At 41.9% G+C, this 15,856-nt stretch carries 17 protein-coding genes; 3 read left to right on the top strand and 14 right to left on the bottom strand.

Annotated features, from left to right (window positions below; translation table 11 throughout):
* The first annotated feature begins 25 nt into the window (after positions 1 to 25).
* Complete coding sequence (gene rlmB, locus Q0K96_RS00945) at positions 26 to 763, top strand: 23S rRNA (guanosine(2251)-2'-O)-methyltransferase RlmB (protein WP_297332155.1); 738 nt, start codon at positions 26 to 28, stop codon at positions 761 to 763.
* 1 nt (position 764) lies between these two features.
* Here the strand turns inward: rlmB and Q0K96_RS00940 are convergent, their stop codons facing one another.
* Entirely contained in the window at positions 765 to 1,586 is an 822-nt protein-coding gene (locus Q0K96_RS00940; protein WP_297332154.1) for a rhomboid family intramembrane serine protease, read from the bottom strand.
* A 71-nt stretch (positions 1,587 to 1,657) separates the two neighbouring features.
* On the opposite strand from Q0K96_RS00940, the gene Q0K96_RS00935 reads away from it, so the two are divergent.
* A complete protein-coding gene (locus Q0K96_RS00935; protein ID WP_297332153.1) occupies positions 1,658 to 2,935 on the top strand; it encodes a replication-associated recombination protein A in 1,278 nt (425 codons plus the stop codon).
* Between the two features lie 8 nt (positions 2,936 to 2,943).
* On the opposite strand, the gene Q0K96_RS00930 is transcribed toward Q0K96_RS00935, so the two are convergent.
* The 6 genes from Q0K96_RS00930 to radC form a co-directional block, all read right to left on the bottom strand.
* Positions 2,944 to 3,684, bottom strand: a complete 741-nt coding sequence (locus Q0K96_RS00930) for a hypothetical protein (protein WP_297332152.1) — start codon at positions 3,682 to 3,684, stop codon at positions 2,944 to 2,946.
* A 4-nt stretch (positions 3,685 to 3,688) separates the two neighbouring features.
* Complete coding sequence (locus Q0K96_RS00925) at positions 3,689 to 4,378, bottom strand: YjjG family noncanonical pyrimidine nucleotidase (protein WP_297332151.1); 690 nt, start codon at positions 4,376 to 4,378, stop codon at positions 3,689 to 3,691.
* Positions 4,378 to 4,872 (bottom strand): hypothetical protein, encoded by a 495-nt coding sequence (locus Q0K96_RS00920; protein WP_297332150.1) that lies wholly within the window; start codon positions 4,870 to 4,872, stop codon positions 4,378 to 4,380. The genes Q0K96_RS00925 and Q0K96_RS00920 overlap by 1 nt, the downstream gene beginning before the upstream one ends.
* Complete coding sequence (locus Q0K96_RS00915) at positions 4,865 to 6,250, bottom strand: FtsX-like permease family protein (protein WP_297332149.1); 1,386 nt, start codon at positions 6,248 to 6,250, stop codon at positions 4,865 to 4,867. The genes Q0K96_RS00920 and Q0K96_RS00915 overlap by 8 nt, the downstream gene beginning before the upstream one ends.
* On the bottom strand, positions 6,247 to 6,876 hold the full coding sequence (locus Q0K96_RS00910) for an ATP-binding cassette domain-containing protein (protein WP_297332148.1): 630 nt from the start codon (positions 6,874 to 6,876) through the stop codon (positions 6,247 to 6,249). Before Q0K96_RS00910 ends, Q0K96_RS00915 begins: the two co-directional genes overlap by 4 nt.
* A 126-nt stretch (positions 6,877 to 7,002) precedes the next feature.
* Positions 7,003 to 7,701, bottom strand: a complete 699-nt coding sequence (gene radC, locus Q0K96_RS00905; protein WP_297332147.1) for a DNA repair protein RadC — start codon at positions 7,699 to 7,701, stop codon at positions 7,003 to 7,005.
* A 129-nt stretch (positions 7,702 to 7,830) separates the two neighbouring features.
* Here radC and Q0K96_RS00900 point away from each other — a divergent pair, with 129 nt between their 5' ends.
* Positions 7,831 to 8,367 (top strand): DUF1287 domain-containing protein, encoded by a 537-nt coding sequence (locus Q0K96_RS00900; protein ID WP_297332182.1) that lies wholly within the window; start codon positions 7,831 to 7,833, stop codon positions 8,365 to 8,367.
* A 3-nt stretch (positions 8,368 to 8,370) separates the two neighbouring features.
* Here the strand turns inward: Q0K96_RS00900 and Q0K96_RS00895 are convergent, their stop codons facing one another.
* The 7 genes from Q0K96_RS00895 to nrfD all read right to left on the bottom strand — a co-directional run bounded on the left by Q0K96_RS00895 (position 8,371) and on the right by nrfD (position 15,821).
* Positions 8,371 to 8,673, bottom strand: coding sequence for a GNAT family N-acetyltransferase (locus Q0K96_RS00895; protein ID WP_297332146.1), 303 nt, complete (start codon positions 8,671 to 8,673; stop codon positions 8,371 to 8,373).
* An 86-nt stretch (positions 8,674 to 8,759) separates the two neighbouring features.
* Complete coding sequence (locus Q0K96_RS00890; protein ID WP_297332145.1) at positions 8,760 to 10,568, bottom strand: cbb3-type cytochrome c oxidase subunit I; 1,809 nt, start codon at positions 10,566 to 10,568, stop codon at positions 8,760 to 8,762.
* Positions 10,569 to 10,598: 30 nt separating this feature from the next.
* Positions 10,599 to 11,786: a cytochrome c oxidase subunit II gene (locus tag Q0K96_RS00885; RefSeq protein WP_297332144.1), complete on the bottom strand. Its 1,188-nt coding sequence runs from the start codon at positions 11,784 to 11,786 to the stop codon at positions 10,599 to 10,601.
* Between the two features lie 19 nt (positions 11,787 to 11,805).
* The gene (locus Q0K96_RS00880) at positions 11,806 to 13,290 is read right to left on the bottom strand and encodes a quinol:cytochrome C oxidoreductase (protein WP_297332143.1); all 1,485 of its coding nucleotides are present in this window, start codon (positions 13,288 to 13,290) and stop codon (positions 11,806 to 11,808) included.
* A gap of 26 nt (positions 13,291 to 13,316) precedes the next feature.
* Positions 13,317 to 13,862: a cytochrome c gene (locus tag Q0K96_RS00875; protein WP_297332142.1), complete on the bottom strand. Its 546-nt coding sequence runs from the start codon at positions 13,860 to 13,862 to the stop codon at positions 13,317 to 13,319.
* Positions 13,863 to 13,868: 6 nt separating this feature from the next.
* Positions 13,869 to 14,393, bottom strand: a complete 525-nt coding sequence (locus Q0K96_RS00870; RefSeq protein WP_297332141.1) for a DUF3341 domain-containing protein — start codon at positions 14,391 to 14,393, stop codon at positions 13,869 to 13,871.
* Positions 14,394 to 14,399: 6 nt separating this feature from the next.
* Positions 14,400 to 15,821, bottom strand: coding sequence for an NrfD/PsrC family molybdoenzyme membrane anchor subunit (nrfD, locus tag Q0K96_RS00865; RefSeq protein WP_223052863.1), 1,422 nt, complete (start codon positions 15,819 to 15,821; stop codon positions 14,400 to 14,402).
* Between the last annotated feature and the right edge of the window lie 35 nt (positions 15,822 to 15,856).

Genomic DNA, 15,856 nt, shown 5'->3' with positions numbered 1-15,856 from the left:
TAATGCTAACCATTATCTTTGCAGCATGGAAAATAAGGAACACCAGATATTCGGTATACGCGCCATAATAGAGGCGGTACATTCAGGAAAAGAAGTGGATAAGGTTTTTATTCAGAAAGATGCACAGGGCGACCTTATGCGCGATTTGCTGAAGGTTTTAAAGCAGCATAATGTTAACTTTAGCTATGTTCCGGTTGAAAAGCTGAACAGGCTTACACGCAACAACCACCAAGGTGCTGTGGCAAGTATATCGCCGGTAGCGTTTCATGACCTTGAAACTTTAACCGAAAGTGTGCTGGAAAGCGGCAAGACTCCGTTGTTCCTGATACTTGACCAGCTAAGTGATGCGCGCAATTTCGGCGCAATAATCCGAACTGCAGAGTGTACAGGTGTTAATGGCATTATTGTGCAAAAGCAAGGTGCTGCACCTGTTAACGGTGATACCGTTAAAACATCTGCCGGGGCTGTTTTTAATGTGCCTATATGCAAAGTTACCCATATTAAAGATGCTATTTTCCATTTGCAGGCATGCGGCATTAAAACTGTTGCTGCCACAGAGAAAACCGACAGCACTATATATGATATTGATTTTACAACCCCGGTTGCCATAATCATGGGCAGTGAAGACAGGGGTATAAATCCGTCGGTACTTAAAATAACCGATGAAAAAGCAAAGCTGCCTATGTATGGCAGTATATCATCGCTTAACGTATCTGTTGCATGCGGTGCATTTTTATATGAGGCAGTAAGGCAGCGTATGTAGTTTACGCACCTCCATCTTTTTCAGGATTATCATCCAAAGTTTGTTCCTGTACAGGCTTATATTGGTACAATATTGTAATTCCGGATATGGTTGCAGAATGGTGTATTGCATTACCTGAATCTGTGTCCTGTTCCGGTTCAGGCTCCGGCTTTGGCGGGTTAACAAAGTTACCGTTCTCATCAAACCGTTTCATAAAAGCATCCTCCTGAGGATTAAAGTCAGGACGCTGCCAGTCGTATACTATCGGTTTTTGATAATCAGGCGAATCATAAAACCTTGAAAAAAGAAAACCGGTAACCAAACCGCCCAAATGCCCCTCCCATGATATGCCTTCATCAACATCAGGAAAAACATACCATATCATACCACCATATAACATTATTATGGTGAGCGAAAGTGCTACCAGCCTGTAGTAACCGGTCTGTATCCCTTTAAAGAACATAAAGCTTACCAGTACATAAATAAGCCCGCTGGCGCCTATGTGGTAAGACTCCCGCCCTATCAGCCATGTTATAAAACCGGAGAGCAATATACCGTAACCTATAATTTGCAAAGCGTGCCTGCGGTAAAAAAATCGTAATGCGGCTATAAGCACCACGAGTGCTACAGAATTATTATATAAGTGTTCCAGGCTGCCATGCAGAAACGGGCTGAAAAGAACACCGCGCAAACCTTTAAGCGTGCGCGGATATACACCGTAATGGTTTAAGTATATATGGAATTTTACTTCTACCCAATATATAAGCCACAATACCAGTACACCCAGTAAAGGCCATGTAAATACAGATGGAGAAAAAGTAAAGCGGTTGTCGTTATTGGTCATACAGATACCTCTTCAAAAAATTAACCAAACTTTATAGAATGCTATTTTGACAGATTAAGTAATTTTACGTTATGGAAGCACCTTTGGCAGAACGCATACGCCCGCAGCAGTTATCAGAATATATAAGCCAGCTACACCTGGTTGGGCCCAACGGCTCATTAACGCACCAGATAAGCCGGGGCATTATACCGTCATTAATACTATGGGGGCCACCTGGAACAGGCAAAACCACGCTTGCACAAATTATTGCGCACGAATCTAAACGCCCGTTTTACGAGCTTAGTGCCATTAATTCGGGTGTAAAAGAAGTGCGCGATGTCATCGAAAAAGCCAAGCAAAGCGGTGGGTTATTCACGACCAAAAATCCTATTTTGTTTATTGATGAGATACACCGCTTTAGCAAATCGCAACAGGACTCGCTGCTTACGGCAGTAGAAAAAGGCTGGGTAACACTTATAGGTGCCACTACCGAAAATCCGAGTTTTGAAGTTATACCGGCTTTACTATCACGCTGCCAAGTATATGTTTTAGAAGCCTTTTCACGCGAAGACCTTGAAGCGCTGCTGCACCGCGCCATGGCTAAAGATGAGGTACTGAAGCAGAAAAATATTGAACTGAAGGAAACCGAGGCGCTACTGAGGCTATCGGGCGGAGACGGGCGTAAGCTACTGAATGTTTTTGAGCTTGTGGTAAATGCCTCTGAAAGTGATGATATTGTTATTACCAATGAAAGGGTAATGCAGCTTGCCCAGAAAAATACTGTTTTATATGACAAAACAGGTGAGCAGCACTATGACATAATTTCCGCTTTTATAAAATCGATGCGTGGCAGCGACCCTAACGGAGCGGTTTACTGGCTTGCAAGAATGATTGAGGGAGGTGAAGATCTTAAATTTATTGCCCGCCGAATGCTGATCCTTGCCAGTGAAGATATCGGCAACGCCAACCCTACCGCGCTCATCATGGCTAATAATACTTTTCAGGCGGTGAGCACCATCGGATACCCTGAATCGAGGATTGTACTGAGCCAGTGTGCTGTTTACCTTGCCACATCGCCTAAAAGCAATGCAAGCTATATGGCTATTGGCAAAGCACAACAGGTGGTAAGGCAAACAGGCGACCTGCCTGTACCGCTGCACCTCCGCAACGCTCCTACCAAGCTAATGAAAGAACTGGGCTATGGTGATGAATATAAATATGCCCACGATTACAATAATAATTTTGCCGACCAGGAATTTTTACCCGATGATATCAGCGGGACAAAATTTTATGACCCCGGGCAAAACAGCCGCGAAAACAGCACAAGGGAGTTTTTAAAGAACCGCTGGCGCGATAAGTACGGATATTAAAATTCAGACTAAAACTTAATATTCAGTTTTTCGCTGATGAGTTTGTCGTTTTGGTAGTATTCAAAAAACCAGTCGTTACCTTTCTTAAAAACAACACCGTTTTTACCTTCACCCACAGCTGTGAATGAGTCCTGCTGAGATGTTTTGTATATTTTAAGCACTACTTTAGGGGTACTGTCTACTAACTGATAGCCATTGGCAATAGGCTGTGCAAACAGCATATCATCGTTTGCCACCTGCTCTGCCTGCGGAGTGGCAGAAGGCACATAAACCGTAACTGTTTCCGTTTTAGTCACAGGGGTTTGTATGGTTACAGTTTCAGTTTCGCCATTATACTGATAATTCAACGCTTCCACCGAAGCCGACGCTTCGCGTAACGCTTCATAATATGCCCTTTGTACATTTTTCTGCTTGCTCTCTCCTTTTTCAGAAACAAAAACTTCTTTTCCTTTGCAGTCTTTCAGCTTAATAATTACCCCTGTCTTAAGCATGTTCGACTCTTTTGCTAAATCAGCATACAACGCTTTGCAGCGGTTCATAATAAGCTCATCAGGTAGTTCCTGCCCCCTGTAAACAGCAAAGCCATTTTTCTCAAACATCATCGCCACAAGGTTGTTCAGGTTAAACTCTCCCGCTTCCCTTTGCAGTTCGAACCTGTCCGGCACTACCACATATTTATAGCTGTTCAGGTCCTGTGCAAAGCCAGTTACGGCACATAGCATCAATAAGCAAAAAAGTATTTTTTTCATCGCTTTAAAGTAAGTTCTTGATTTGGGAAAGGTGCTGCACCTGTACTACCGATGGGTGCGCTTCTTTATTAAACTCGTTAAAATATATGGCATCAAGCCCGCAACTGATTGCACCCTGCACATCGGCTTCTATACAATCGCCTATCATTATGCTTGTTGCTTTTTCTGCCCCGGCAGCTTTTATGGCATATTCAAAAATATCGGGATGTGGCTTTTTGCACCCCGCCAGTTCAGAGTTTGTAACCGTTTCAAAATAGTGGAGTATATCTGCATTTTTTAGCTTCCCTTCCTGTACGGTGTGAAAACCATTTGTAATTATATGCAGGCTGTACTTAGGTTTAAGGTATTCTAAAAGTTCTGTTGCCCCCTCGTATAAATGATTAAAAGTAGGCAGATGTGCAATATAATCTTCAGATAACAACTCAAGCAGTACATCATCCACATCATATTGCAGTATGTTAAAAGCATCTTTAAGCCTGCCATAGCGAAGTTGCTGCTGGCTTATTTGCCCGTCGCGGTACAGTTTCCAGTACTTCATGTTAATTGGCACATACTCTTTAACAAAAGCCTGCGCATCTACCCCTACTTTATGCTTTTTAAGTATGGTTTCAAATGCAAGTGCAGAATTTTTCTCAAAATCCCACAAAGTATGGTCGAGGTCAAAAAAAACTGTCTTTTTACCGGCTATACGCATTACCTCCCTTTTACAATTACAGCATTATCTATATGATAAATCCAATCGTCAACATCACTGTCATTATAACGGAAAGTACCCTGCAGGGTTACATACTGGTCGGTTTTAAGCCTTATAGACGGATCTTTAAACTTTATGCCCATAATGGTTTCCGGCCCGGCCTGTCCGCAAAAAAAGCAGGAAGCAAATACGTTCTTACTCAGCGCGTAAGTCTTATTATCTATGGGGATAATAAAACCACTCATTATTATCGGCTTCTTGTTCTTTGCTTTCAGGGTTGTATTTACAATCGGGAACATTACGCCTTCAGGATAATCATCCGTTACTCTCTTCACATATTTTATCTGCCCAAGCAGTTTCCAGGAAAGGGTATCGGCAACGGCTGTAGTATATAAAGCCTTATCTGTTTTTGAATATGATGATGGTGTAACTGCCGATGTAAGCATAAATCCGGCAAATAAAAGTGTTGTCAGTATAAAAATTGTTTTACGCATTTGCAAGTGTTTTAGATATATTGAGACTATAGGCTTTAATTGCCGGTATCAGTGCCGCAATAATTCCCACAGCTATTGTGAGCAGGAATAAATATCCTTCTTTATCCCACACAAAGGTAAAAGGATTAAAAGACATTTTAAACTCCTCTTCAGACGATCCGGATATTAAAACCACACCAATCCTTCCAACAATCGTTCCAAACACAAAGCCCGTAACACATAAAATAAGGCTTTCTATTAATACTAAAGATAATAACTGAGCACGGCTCGCACCGTTTACCCTTAGCAGGGCAAACTCATACTTGCGCTCTTTTAACGTATTAAACAAAGCTATGAATATACTGATGCCTGAAATCAGCATAATGCCGTAAGCGAGGTACTGTAGTGCCTGCAACCCTATCCCAAACAAGCTAAACAAGCGGTTTATTTCTTTACCCGGAGATGCCGCCTGCATTTTAGTATTCATGGGTATCATGTATTGCCACGACAACAGGGCAGGCTTGTTTTTCATTTTTAAAAGTACAGCCGTTATTTCTTTACCTGCTTCACTAATTTCAGCTTCATGGTCATGGTCGTGGTCATGGTCATGGTCGTGGTCATGTTCATGGTCGTGTGTGTGAGCTTCAGCGTGGTCATGGTCATGTGCATCACTTCCTTCATGAGCATGAGCTTCATGATCGTGGTCGTGAGCCTCGCCCTCTGCATGCTCGTGGCTGTGCTCCTCTCCACCATGGTCGTGTGCCTCCTCACCTTCATGGTCATGCCCGTGATCATGAATAGCCCATACACTTGGTATTGTGCATAAAATAAGGTTATCTACAACTTTACCGGTTTCAGCGGCGATACCGGTAACGATATAAGCATGTGTGTCATGTACTTCTCCTTCTGCGCTGTCACCATGCGAACCAAAAAATTCATCGCCAATCTTTAACTGCATCTTTTCGGCTACCGTGCTGCCTATTACTACTTCAAAGTTTTCGTTGAAAATTTTGCCCTGCTCTATGGTTGCGCCATAGTGTTTAAGATAAGCAGGTGTGGTACCCACTATTTTAAAGCCACTGTAATTATCGCCAAAAGCCAATGGTATGGCAGTCTCTACAAAAGGGTTGTCCATCCATGTTTTAGCCTCAGTGTAGCTGATGTTACCCGTAGGTGCATCAACCTGGTAAACGGCTGAGAGTATTAACTGTAACGGACTGCCCTGCGCCCCCATTACAAGGTCTATCCCCTCTACATTACTGTTGAATTTCTTTTCGAATTGTTCCTGTAATAAAATCAGTAGGGTTATAATAGCCACACTTGCCGTTAGCAATATGATGCTTAGCAGCGTGTTGAGTGGCTTAAACCAAATATTTTTCCATGCTATTTTGGTAATCATGATAAGTTGATTTGGTTAAGAAAACGGTCTTTTAGCCTTTGGTCGTGCGTTACTATAACCAGTGCTGTGCCAAACTGACGGGCGAGCCTGTCGAGCATATCTGCAACCGTAAGTGCATTTTCATCATCAAGGCTCGATGTAGGCTCATCTGCCAAAAGCAGTTTTGGGTCGTTTATAAGTGCCCTGGCAATAGAAACCCTTTGCTGCTGCCCTATACTAAGGCGGGATGGCAGCTTGTTTAACTGATCCTGAAGGCCAAGCTGCACTAATAGTGGCTTTGCCTTTTCTGTTGCCTGCCTGCCTGTACCCAGCCATGAAGCCAGCACTACATTTTCGAGTACCGTTAACGATTCTACAAAGTAAGCCTGCTGTAATACAAGACCAATATTTTTACCCCTGAAACTATCAAGTTTGCTATCGGGCATTGCAGCAATATTAGTATTGTCTATATTAATTTCGCCCGTAGCCGGTTTAAGCAAGCCACCTAACAGGTGCAACAGGGTAGTTTTACCTTTACCCGACTCTCCTGTTATAAGCAATGTGCCGCCTTTTTGGGCAACAATATCAGGAAAATTAAAAGATGTGCCTTTTCCGTATGAAAAGGTTATATTTTTTGTGCTTATCATGCAGTAACCATTTATTATGACTGCAAGTTAGCGAATTTACATACGAAAGAAAAGTACTTTAATTCTGTAGTGAGCAATAATTTATATCTGAGAATGTTGTAACTCCAAATAATGGAAAATCTAAGGCTATAAAATGCCCTCATCTGTAAAACTCAGATAGCTTTTCTCGGTAATGATTACATGGTCCAGCACTTTTATATCAAGCGAATGGCCTGCGGCTTTAAGCTGCCGGGTTATTTGTTTATCGGCTTCACTTGCCTTTAGCACCCCAGATGGATGGTTGTGAACCAGTATAACAGAAACCGCGTTATGCTCTAATGCTGTTTTAAAAACCAGGCGCACATCTACCATTGTGCCTGTTATACCGCCTTTGCTTAGTTGTGCTTTGTATATTACTTTATTGGAATTATTCAGGTAGATAATCCAGAATTCTTCATGCGGAAGCTCGCCTATCACAGGCTGCATGATATCAAAAACAGCACGGCTGCTTGTTATTTGTTTCAGGTCGGGTCCGCTCTCATCACGTCTCCTGCGACCAAGCTCCATTGCGGCAGCAATACTAATAGCTTTAGCTTCACCAATGCCTTTAAATTGCATTAGCTGCTGGATGGAAAGCTTACCAAGTGCCCCGAGCTGGTTATCTGCACTGGCGAGGATGCGTTTGCTTAGTTCTACAGCGCTTTCATTACGGCTACCCGAGCCAATCAATATCGCTATAAGCTCGGCATCACTAAGTGCAGCTTTGCCTTTCAGCATCAGCTTTTCTCGCGGCTTGTCGTCTTCTGCCCAGTATTTAATCGAAAAAGGGCTTTGTGTTTCTTCCATTAGTCAGCAGGATATCCTGCTAAAATAGCTATTTTTTAAAACCACAGTATACTACATCTAAATATTATTACGTTTTTATTTACAAACCAACTGAAGATGAAATACTTTGCCTTATTGTTTTTATTGGTAATGCTACCCGTGCAGGATAGTTTTTATGCGCGACTTTCTGATGCTGCGTTATCACTTACCAAAGACCATGTAACTTATATTGGCGATTATGTAAAGATTCCCTATCCTAATGGAGATGTACCAAAGAATACGGGCGTGTGCACAGATGTTATAATACGTGCTTACAGGAAACTGGGAATAGATTTACAGAAAGAAGTACACGAGGATATGAAAGCCAATTTTTCTAAATACCCGAAAAACTGGGGGCTTAAATCAACAGATACTAATATAGACCACAGGCGTGTGCCTAACCTGCAAAAATTTTTTACGCGCAAAGGCACTTCATTACCTGTAACAAAAAATGCAGCAGATTATAAACCGGGAGATATAGTAACCTGGATGATTACACCCAGCCTGCCACACATTGGTATTGTGGTAAATAAAAAATCTAAAGACGGTAAACGCTATATGATAGTACACAATGTAGGCCGTGGGCAGGAACTGGAAGACTGCCTGTTCCTGTATGACATATCAGGGCATTACCGCTATAAAAAATAAACATTACATAGCAGTTTTGTCTGCAAGTACAGCCTGCCATTCGGGGTGTTCGGTAATATACCTGGCTACATAAGAACAGTTAGGCACTACTTTATAGCCGCGGTTAGCGGCATGCTGCAAAGCATTCTCAACAAGCTTTTTTGCGGCACCTGTACCCCTTAACGCCTGCGGCGCTTCGGTATGGTTCATAAACAGCACATCGTCTTTTTTTATATAATCTATAATAGCAGTATGTTCTCCCACATGCAGCTCATAGCGGTTTTGCTGCTCGTTAAACTTAAATGTAGTGTCTTTCTGTGTACTCATAATACGTTGTTTTTATAAAGATACAGATTTAGTAATAAAAAAGCCCCTCTTTAACAAGAAGGGCTTCTATATTTATCGAAAAGTTATTAATGATGTAACTGCTCTTCGTTTGGTTTCATAGGAATGTTTTGCGGAACAAAGTCCTCATCATGGCCCGGCTTGCTGTAGTCATACGGCCACCTGTAAACTTCAGGTATCTCGCCCGGCCAGTTACCGTGCATATGCTCAACCGGTGCAGTCCACTCTAGTGTGTTAGACTTCCATGGGTTCATAGGCGCTTTTTTACCTTTAAATATGCTGTAGAAGAAGTTCCACAGGAATACAAGCTGGAATGCTGCACCTATTATTGCAAACATCGTTATAAGTACGTTTACATCCTGAAGGTCGTCAAACAACGGGAAAGCAGTATTGGTATAGTAACGCCTTGGTAAGCCTGCCATGCCTATAAAGTGCATCGGGAAGAATACTCCATAAGCACATATTGCTGTTACCCAGAAGTGGATATATCCAAGATTTTTATTCATCATCCTGCCAAACATTCTCGGGAACCAGTGGTAGATACCCGCAAACATACCATAAAGGGCAGATATACCCATTACAAGGTGGAAGTGAGCTACCACGAAGTATGTATCGTGAACGTTAATGTCTAGCGTGCTGTCTCCAAGTATGATACCTGTTAAACCACCTGTAATAAAGGTTGATACAAGACCTATAGAGAAAAGCATGGCAGGGTTAAGCTGAAGGTTACCCCTCCACAACGTTGTAATATAGTTAAATGCTTTAACTGCCGAAGGAATTGCAATAAGTAGTGTTGTAAAGGTAAACACAGAACCAAGGAACGGGTTCATACCCGAGATGAACATGTGGTGGCCCCATACAATAGTTGAAAGGAATGCAATTGCCAATATAGAGGCAATCATGGCGCGGTAACCAAAAATTGGCTTACGGGCATTGGTTGCAATAATTTCTGAAGTAATACCAAGTGCAGGAAGAAGTACAATATATACCTCTGGGTGCCCAAGGAACCAGAAAAGGTGTTCGAACAATACCGGAGAACCTCCCTGGTAATGTAATACTTCACCCGCGATAAAGATATCTGAAAGGAAGAATGAAGTACCAAAACTCCTGTCAAACAATAAAAGTAATGCCGCTGAAAGAAGTACCGGGAATGATAGTATACCAATAACGGCAGTAATAAAGAATGCCCATATTGTAAGCGGCATCCTTGTCATAGACATACCTTTTGTACGCAGGTTAATAACCGTTACAACATAGTTAAGTGAACCCATTAGTGATGAAGCAATGAATATTGCCATAGATACCAACCAAAGCGTCATACCCGCGCCTGAACCCGGTATAGCCTGTGGCAATGCCGAAAGGGGAGGATAAATTGTCCAACCCGCAGATGCAGGGCCTGCCTCAACAAAAAGGGAGATAACCATTATAACCGAAGATATAAAGAACATCCAGTATGAAAGCATATTCATAAATCCGGAAGCCATATCCCTGGCACCAATCTGTAAAGGAATAAGAAGGTTACTAAAAGTACCGCTCAAACCTGCCGTTAATACAAAGAATACCATTATAGTACCATGTATTGTAACAAGTGCAAGGTAAATATCGTTACGCATTACGCCGTTTGGAGCAAACTTATCACCTAGGAAAATCTTGAACATAGTGAATGACTCTTCCGGCCATGCAAGCTGCATACGGAATAAAATTGACATCATGATACCGATAATACCCATGATAATACCGGTAATAAGATATTGCTTGGCAATCATCTTATGGTCGATGCTAAAGATATACTTTGTTATAAAAGTATCCTTGTGGTGGTGTTCGTGAGCATCATGATGACCTTGATCTCCGTGTATTTCGTGTCCTACTGCTGACATATTTTTTTAATTTGAATATATTAAAAAAGGTTATTTCCTGATTAATTGTGCTACCATTGTTGAGTCTGCCGCAACTGTAGCGGTAGTATCAGCTTCTGTAGCAGGTGCTTCTTGTGTTGCCGGTGCAGCGGCAGCATCCTGCTTAGATTCCTTAACAGCCGCAGAAAGTGGCTTAAGGCCTTTTAACCATGTGTTAAAGTCAGCTTCTGTATCAACAACGATTTTCATTTGCATGTTGTAGTGAGATGCACCACAAATTTTATTACAAAGCAATAAATAGTCAAAAGTATAAGGGTCTAACGCCGACTCTCCTTTTGCAGTAAGCTCTGCACTTTTTGCAGACCTTATTTTGTTTATGTTTGCAACCTTCTCAATTATCTGAGGGTCATTACGCATCTCTTCTGTAGTCATGGTTGGAGTAAATCCAAACTGTGTTACCATACCAGGCACAACGTTCATCTGCGCACGGAAGTGCGGCATATAAGCAGAGTGCAGCACATCCTGAGAACGGAATTTGAATATAACTTTTTTACCTTTTGGCAGGTGAAGCTCACTTGCTGTAATATCATCCTGTGCCGCAGGGTCGCTAAGGTCTACACCCATTGTGTTTACACCCTCAATATACCTTACGTTAGCTTTTCCTAACATACCGTCTTCTCCGGCATAACGCACTTCCCATCCAAACTGTTTTGCGTAAACCTCTACATAAATTGCATCTTCTTTCTCTTCATCAATAAACATAATGTTAGTCCATGCATAAAGTCCGTAAAGAATAAGTCCTGCAAGAACTATAACCGGTATAATGGTCCAGATAAATTCAAGCTTATCGTTATCTGCATAATAAAAAGCTACTTTCTTTTCGTTACCCCTGTACTTAAACGAGAAGTAGTGCAAAAGGAACTGCGTGATTATTTGTACGATAAATATAATCCACATAGAGATAGCCATAAGGTTATCATACTGCGGTCCGTGTTCTGAAGCAGGTGTACCCAATACAAGGTGACCCCACTTAACGAGAGAATATATTGTAAAGATGTATATGAAACCTAAAAAGGCAAACATCAGGTAACCATTAACATTATTATCCCTGTCATTAGCCACTTCACTGTTTTCTGTTTGTGAAGATGAACCAATTTGAGTCAGGTGGAATATTTTAGTTAATTGCCATATTGCAATGCCTAATAAAACTAAAACTGCAATTATCAATAAACTTGTCATTTGTTTATTTCTTTAAATATTAATAATGAAAATGCTTACTCTCTTCCATCAATGGGTTGCGCTTAGCAAGAAGAGGCGCTTTGGTTAATGCCGTAAATACTACAAATATAAACAGGCCAAGGAAAAGAAGTATCGCACCTATTTCGCCTGCGCCAATAAACCAACGGTCTCCCACAGTTGCAGGCATAATCATATTGTAGAAATCAAGGTAGTGACCGCAAAGGATAACAATACCCGCCATAACCACTATCCATGATAAACGTTTAAAGTCGGTGTTGATAAGTATAAGAACCGGGAACACAAAGTTCATAGCTACCATACCAAAGAACGGAAGGTTATATTGTTCTATACGTGTAACAAAGTAAGTTACCTCTTCCGGTATATCAGCATACCACATAAGCATAAACTGAGAGAACCAAAGGTATGTCCAGAACACGCTTATACCAAACATAAACTTGGCAAGGTCGTGTATATGGCTTGTATTTACATACTCAAGATATCCTTTAGCCTTAAGGTAAAGTGTAATCATAGCAATGGCAGTAATACCGCTTACAAAGAAACTTGCAAACACATACCATCCAAACAGGGTACTGTACCAGTGTGGGTCAACCGACATGATCCAGTCCCAAGACATAATAGATTCTGTTATAATAAAGAATACAAGGAAACCGGCAGATGCCTTAAAGTTCTTCTTATAGTACGTATTATCTGTAGCATCATCCTGAAGCAGTGAGTTCTTTCGTGCATACTGGCGGTAAAGTATCCAGCCGCCCATAAAAAGCGCTGCCCTTATCAGGAAGAAAGGCCCGTTAAGATATCCTGTTTTACCTTGCAGTAAATGGTCGTTAGCAACAACTTCTTCATCCATCCATATAAAAATATGGTGAAAATGCAGTACACCCAATACAAGCAGTACAAATACAATTATTGCGCCCGGTATAAGGTAAGCAGAGATAGCTTCCATAACCCTGAAAAGAACTGGAGACCAGCCGGCCTGTGCTGCGTTTTGTATAGCATAAAAAGCAAGTGTGCCAAGCGAAAGCAGCATAAAGAACAAAGCGGCAACATATACTGCCGACCATGGCTTGTTCTGAAGCTGGTGCAATACGTGCTCTAAATGTTCATGGTGCTCATCTGCATGTGTAGCTTCTGCATCATGGCTTGCGGTAACATGCTTTTCTAAATTTTCCATGTGCCCCCTGTCGTCATGTATGGCATGCTCTACAGCGTGATCACCCTGAGGAACGGTTTCATGAAGCTCCTGCGTTGTATGTTCGTGCCCGCCTTCACCCGGTGTAAGCTCGGCATCGTGTACTGTTGCTTCGGCATCAGGATGAGCGGCAGCTCCATGGTGTCCGCCGTGTGCAGCTTCCTCCTCTTTCAGTATTTTTTCTACGTCTTCAATAGTTTTAGGTGCAGTTAAAAAACTATAGCCTATGCCAAGTATACCCAGCACGATAAGGACTAAGGAAAAAGTTTTTAATCTACTTGAAAATGTGTACATATTATATGCTTTCAGTGTTCTACAAATTATAATTCGCTCCTTAATTTAAGCACGTAGCTGGTAACCTGCCAACGCTCTTCCTGAGAAAGCTGGTTAGCATGCGAGCCCATGGAGTTAAGACCGTAGGTTATTACGTGGAATACACTTCCTTCTGTAATTTGCCTGTCTTTGTAGTTAGGCACACCAAGAAACTTTTCCTTCTTTACCAGAGTTCCTTTTCCGTCTCCCTTATCACCGTGGCAAATTGCACAGTAAATAGTATAAAGCTGCTCGCCTTGTGGTAAATCTACAGATGCAGAATCCAGCGGAGATTTCAGGTTAGCTTTTGCCATTTCATATCCTTCGTTGGTATTAGGGTACTCATAAGGAGTAAAGCCCCTCGGGATGCTGCCCTGTGCAGGGTACTGCCCTTCTTTACCGTTAGGAAAAGCTGAAACTTCAGAATAAGTTTCATATGGTATGGCTTCATACATATTCGGGAAATACTGGTAATTCGGCTCTTTTTTATTAAAGCATGCCGTTAGCCCAGAGGCTGCAATTACCAATAATGCTGTTCTATAAAACGCTCTCATAATCTGTTAATGCTTTTCTATTACTTTTACTTCCACAGCTCCTGTATTCTCAAAGAAAGAAACAAGCTGGTCTACATCACCGTGAGCAGCAACTTCCATTAAAAAATGATCATCCGTTGTCCTTACATCCGGGTTCTCTGCTTTTTTAAATGGCCAAAGCTTACTCCTAAGGTAAAATGTTATAACCATTAAGTGGGCGGCAAAAAATACTGTCATCTCAAACATTACCGGTACAAAAGCCGGCATATTTTGTATATAGCTGAAACTTGGCTTACCTCCAATATCCTGCGGCCAGTCTATAATCATCATATAACGCATCATGGCGGTAGCAACGCTTAAACCAACCAAACCGTAGAGGAAAGAAGCAATAGCTATCCTTGTTGGGGCAAGGCCCATGGCTTTATCAAGCCCGTGCACCGGGAAAGGGGTATAAACCTCTTCAATGTGATGATGAGCTGCGCGCGTTTTCTTTACTGCGTCCATCAGGATATCATCATCATTGTATAAAACATGTATAACTTTATTACTCATGACCTCTTAATGATTATGTTCTGAATGTGAATGATTGTCGTGACCGTGTTGCTCGTGAAGCTTTTTATATTTCTCGCTTGACGTTTTCATGATCGATTTAACCTCTGCCTGTGCAATTACAGGGAAACTTCTTGAGTACAGCAGGAACAGTACAAAGAAGAAACCTATTGTACCAATGTAGAAACCTGCATCTACAAATGTTGGCTGGAACATAGTCCATGAAGATGGAAGGTAATCCCTGTGAAGCGATGTAACGATAATTACGAAACGCTCGAACCACATACCTATGTTTACCACAATAGAGATTATAAACGATGCCATAATACTTGTACGGATCTTTTTAACCCACATTACCTGTGGAGATACCACGTTACACGTCATCATTAGCAGGTAAGACCACCAGTAAGGGCCTGTTGCCCTGTTAAGGAAGGCATACTGCTCATACTCTACTCCTGAATACCATGCAATAAATAACTCTGTTATATAAGCTATACCTACTATCGAACCTGTAATCATGATAATGATGTTCATAAGCTCAATGTGCTGTATAGTAATATAAGCTTCCAGGTTAGACACTTTTCTCATAATGATAAGAAGTGTGTTTACCATTGCGAACCCTGAGAAGATTGCACCCGCAACGAAGTATGGCGGAAGGATAGTAGTGTGCCATCCCGGTATAACCGATGTGGCAAAGTCGAATGATACAATGGTGTGAACCGAAAGTACAAGTGGCGTAGCAAGGCCTGCAAGTACAAGAGATACCTCTTCAAAACGCTGCCAGTCTTTAGCACGGCCGCTCCATCCGAAACTTAGAGTTGAATATATTCTTTTTGTGAAAGGCGTTATAGCCCTGTCGCGAAGCATTGCAAAGTCAGGCAATAAACCTGTCCACCAGAAAACAAGTGATACCGAAAGGTAAGTTGAGATTGCAAATACGTCCCAAAGTAGCGGAGAGTTAAAGTTAACCCATAAAGAACCGAACTGGTTTGGTATTGGCATTACCCAGTAAGCAAGCCACGGGCGTCCCATGTGGAATACAGGGAACATAGCCGCCTGTATTACCGAGAAAATGGTCATCGCTTCAGCCGACCTGTTGATGGCCATCCTCCACTTTTGGCGGAATAAAAGCAGTACCGCAGAGATAAGCGTACCGGCGTGACCGATACCTACCCACCAAACGAAGTTGGTGATATCCCAGGCCCAGCCTATTGTTTTATTAGATCCCCATGTACCGATACCGGTTCCTACTGTATAAGCAACGCAACCTACACCCCAAAGGAAAGCGGCAAGCGCAATGGAAAATGCTATCCACCATTGCTTGTTGGCCCTGCCTTCCACCGGCCTTGCAACATCAACTGTTACATCGTGATAATTTTTGTCACCTATAATTAAAGGTTTTCTAATGGGTGCTTCGTAATGAGACGACATATCCTTTATAATGTTTCTTAATTAATAACTAATTG

Source organism: Flavobacterium sp. (assembly GCF_024305175.1).
Classification (GTDB): Bacteria; Bacteroidota; Bacteroidia; order Flavobacteriales; family Flavobacteriaceae; genus Flavobacterium.
Note: the sequence above shows the minus strand (reverse complement) of the source record. Positions and strands in the feature narration are given on the sequence as shown.

Bases quoted from the DNA above. Each gene is read 5' to 3' on its own strand.
- nrfD (WP_223052863.1), bottom strand. From the start codon at position 15,821: ATGTCGTCTCATTACGAAGCACCCATTAGAAAACCTTTAATTATAGGT.
- rlmB (WP_297332155.1), top strand. From the start codon at position 26: ATGGAAAATAAGGAACACCAGATATTCGGTATACGCGCCATAATAGAG.
- Q0K96_RS00925 (WP_297332151.1), bottom strand. From the start codon at position 4,378: ATGCGTATAGCCGGTAAAAAGACAGTTTTTTTTGACCTCGACCATACT.
- Q0K96_RS00880 (WP_297332143.1), bottom strand. From the start codon at position 13,290: ATGTACACATTTTCAAGTAGATTAAAAACTTTTTCCTTAGTCCTTATC.
- Q0K96_RS00910 (WP_297332148.1), bottom strand. From the start codon at position 6,876: ATGATAAGCACAAAAAATATAACCTTTTCATACGGAAAAGGCACATCT.
- Q0K96_RS00895 (WP_297332146.1), bottom strand. From the start codon at position 8,673: ATGAGTACACAGAAAGACACTACATTTAAGTTTAACGAGCAGCAAAAC.
- Q0K96_RS00915 (WP_297332149.1), bottom strand. From the start codon at position 6,250: ATGATTACCAAAATAGCATGGAAAAATATTTGGTTTAAGCCACTCAAC.
- Q0K96_RS00935 (WP_297332153.1), top strand. From the start codon at position 1,658: ATGGAAGCACCTTTGGCAGAACGCATACGCCCGCAGCAGTTATCAGAA.
- Q0K96_RS00890 (WP_297332145.1), bottom strand. From the start codon at position 10,568: ATGTCAGCAGTAGGACACGAAATACACGGAGATCAAGGTCATCATGAT.
- Q0K96_RS00930 (WP_297332152.1), bottom strand. From the start codon at position 3,684: ATGAAAAAAATACTTTTTTGCTTATTGATGCTATGTGCCGTAACTGGC.
- radC (WP_297332147.1), bottom strand. From the start codon at position 7,701: ATGGAAGAAACACAAAGCCCTTTTTCGATTAAATACTGGGCAGAAGAC.
- Q0K96_RS00900 (WP_297332182.1), top strand. From the start codon at position 7,831: ATGCTACCCGTGCAGGATAGTTTTTATGCGCGACTTTCTGATGCTGCG.
- Q0K96_RS00885 (WP_297332144.1), bottom strand. From the start codon at position 11,786: ATGACAAGTTTATTGATAATTGCAGTTTTAGTTTTATTAGGCATTGCA.
- Q0K96_RS00940 (WP_297332154.1), bottom strand. From the start codon at position 1,586: ATGACCAATAACGACAACCGCTTTACTTTTTCTCCATCTGTATTTACA.
- Q0K96_RS00920 (WP_297332150.1), bottom strand. From the start codon at position 4,872: ATGCGTAAAACAATTTTTATACTGACAACACTTTTATTTGCCGGATTT.
- Q0K96_RS00875 (WP_297332142.1), bottom strand. From the start codon at position 13,862: ATGAGAGCGTTTTATAGAACAGCATTATTGGTAATTGCAGCCTCTGGG.
- Q0K96_RS00870 (WP_297332141.1), bottom strand. From the start codon at position 14,393: ATGAGTAATAAAGTTATACATGTTTTATACAATGATGATGATATCCTG.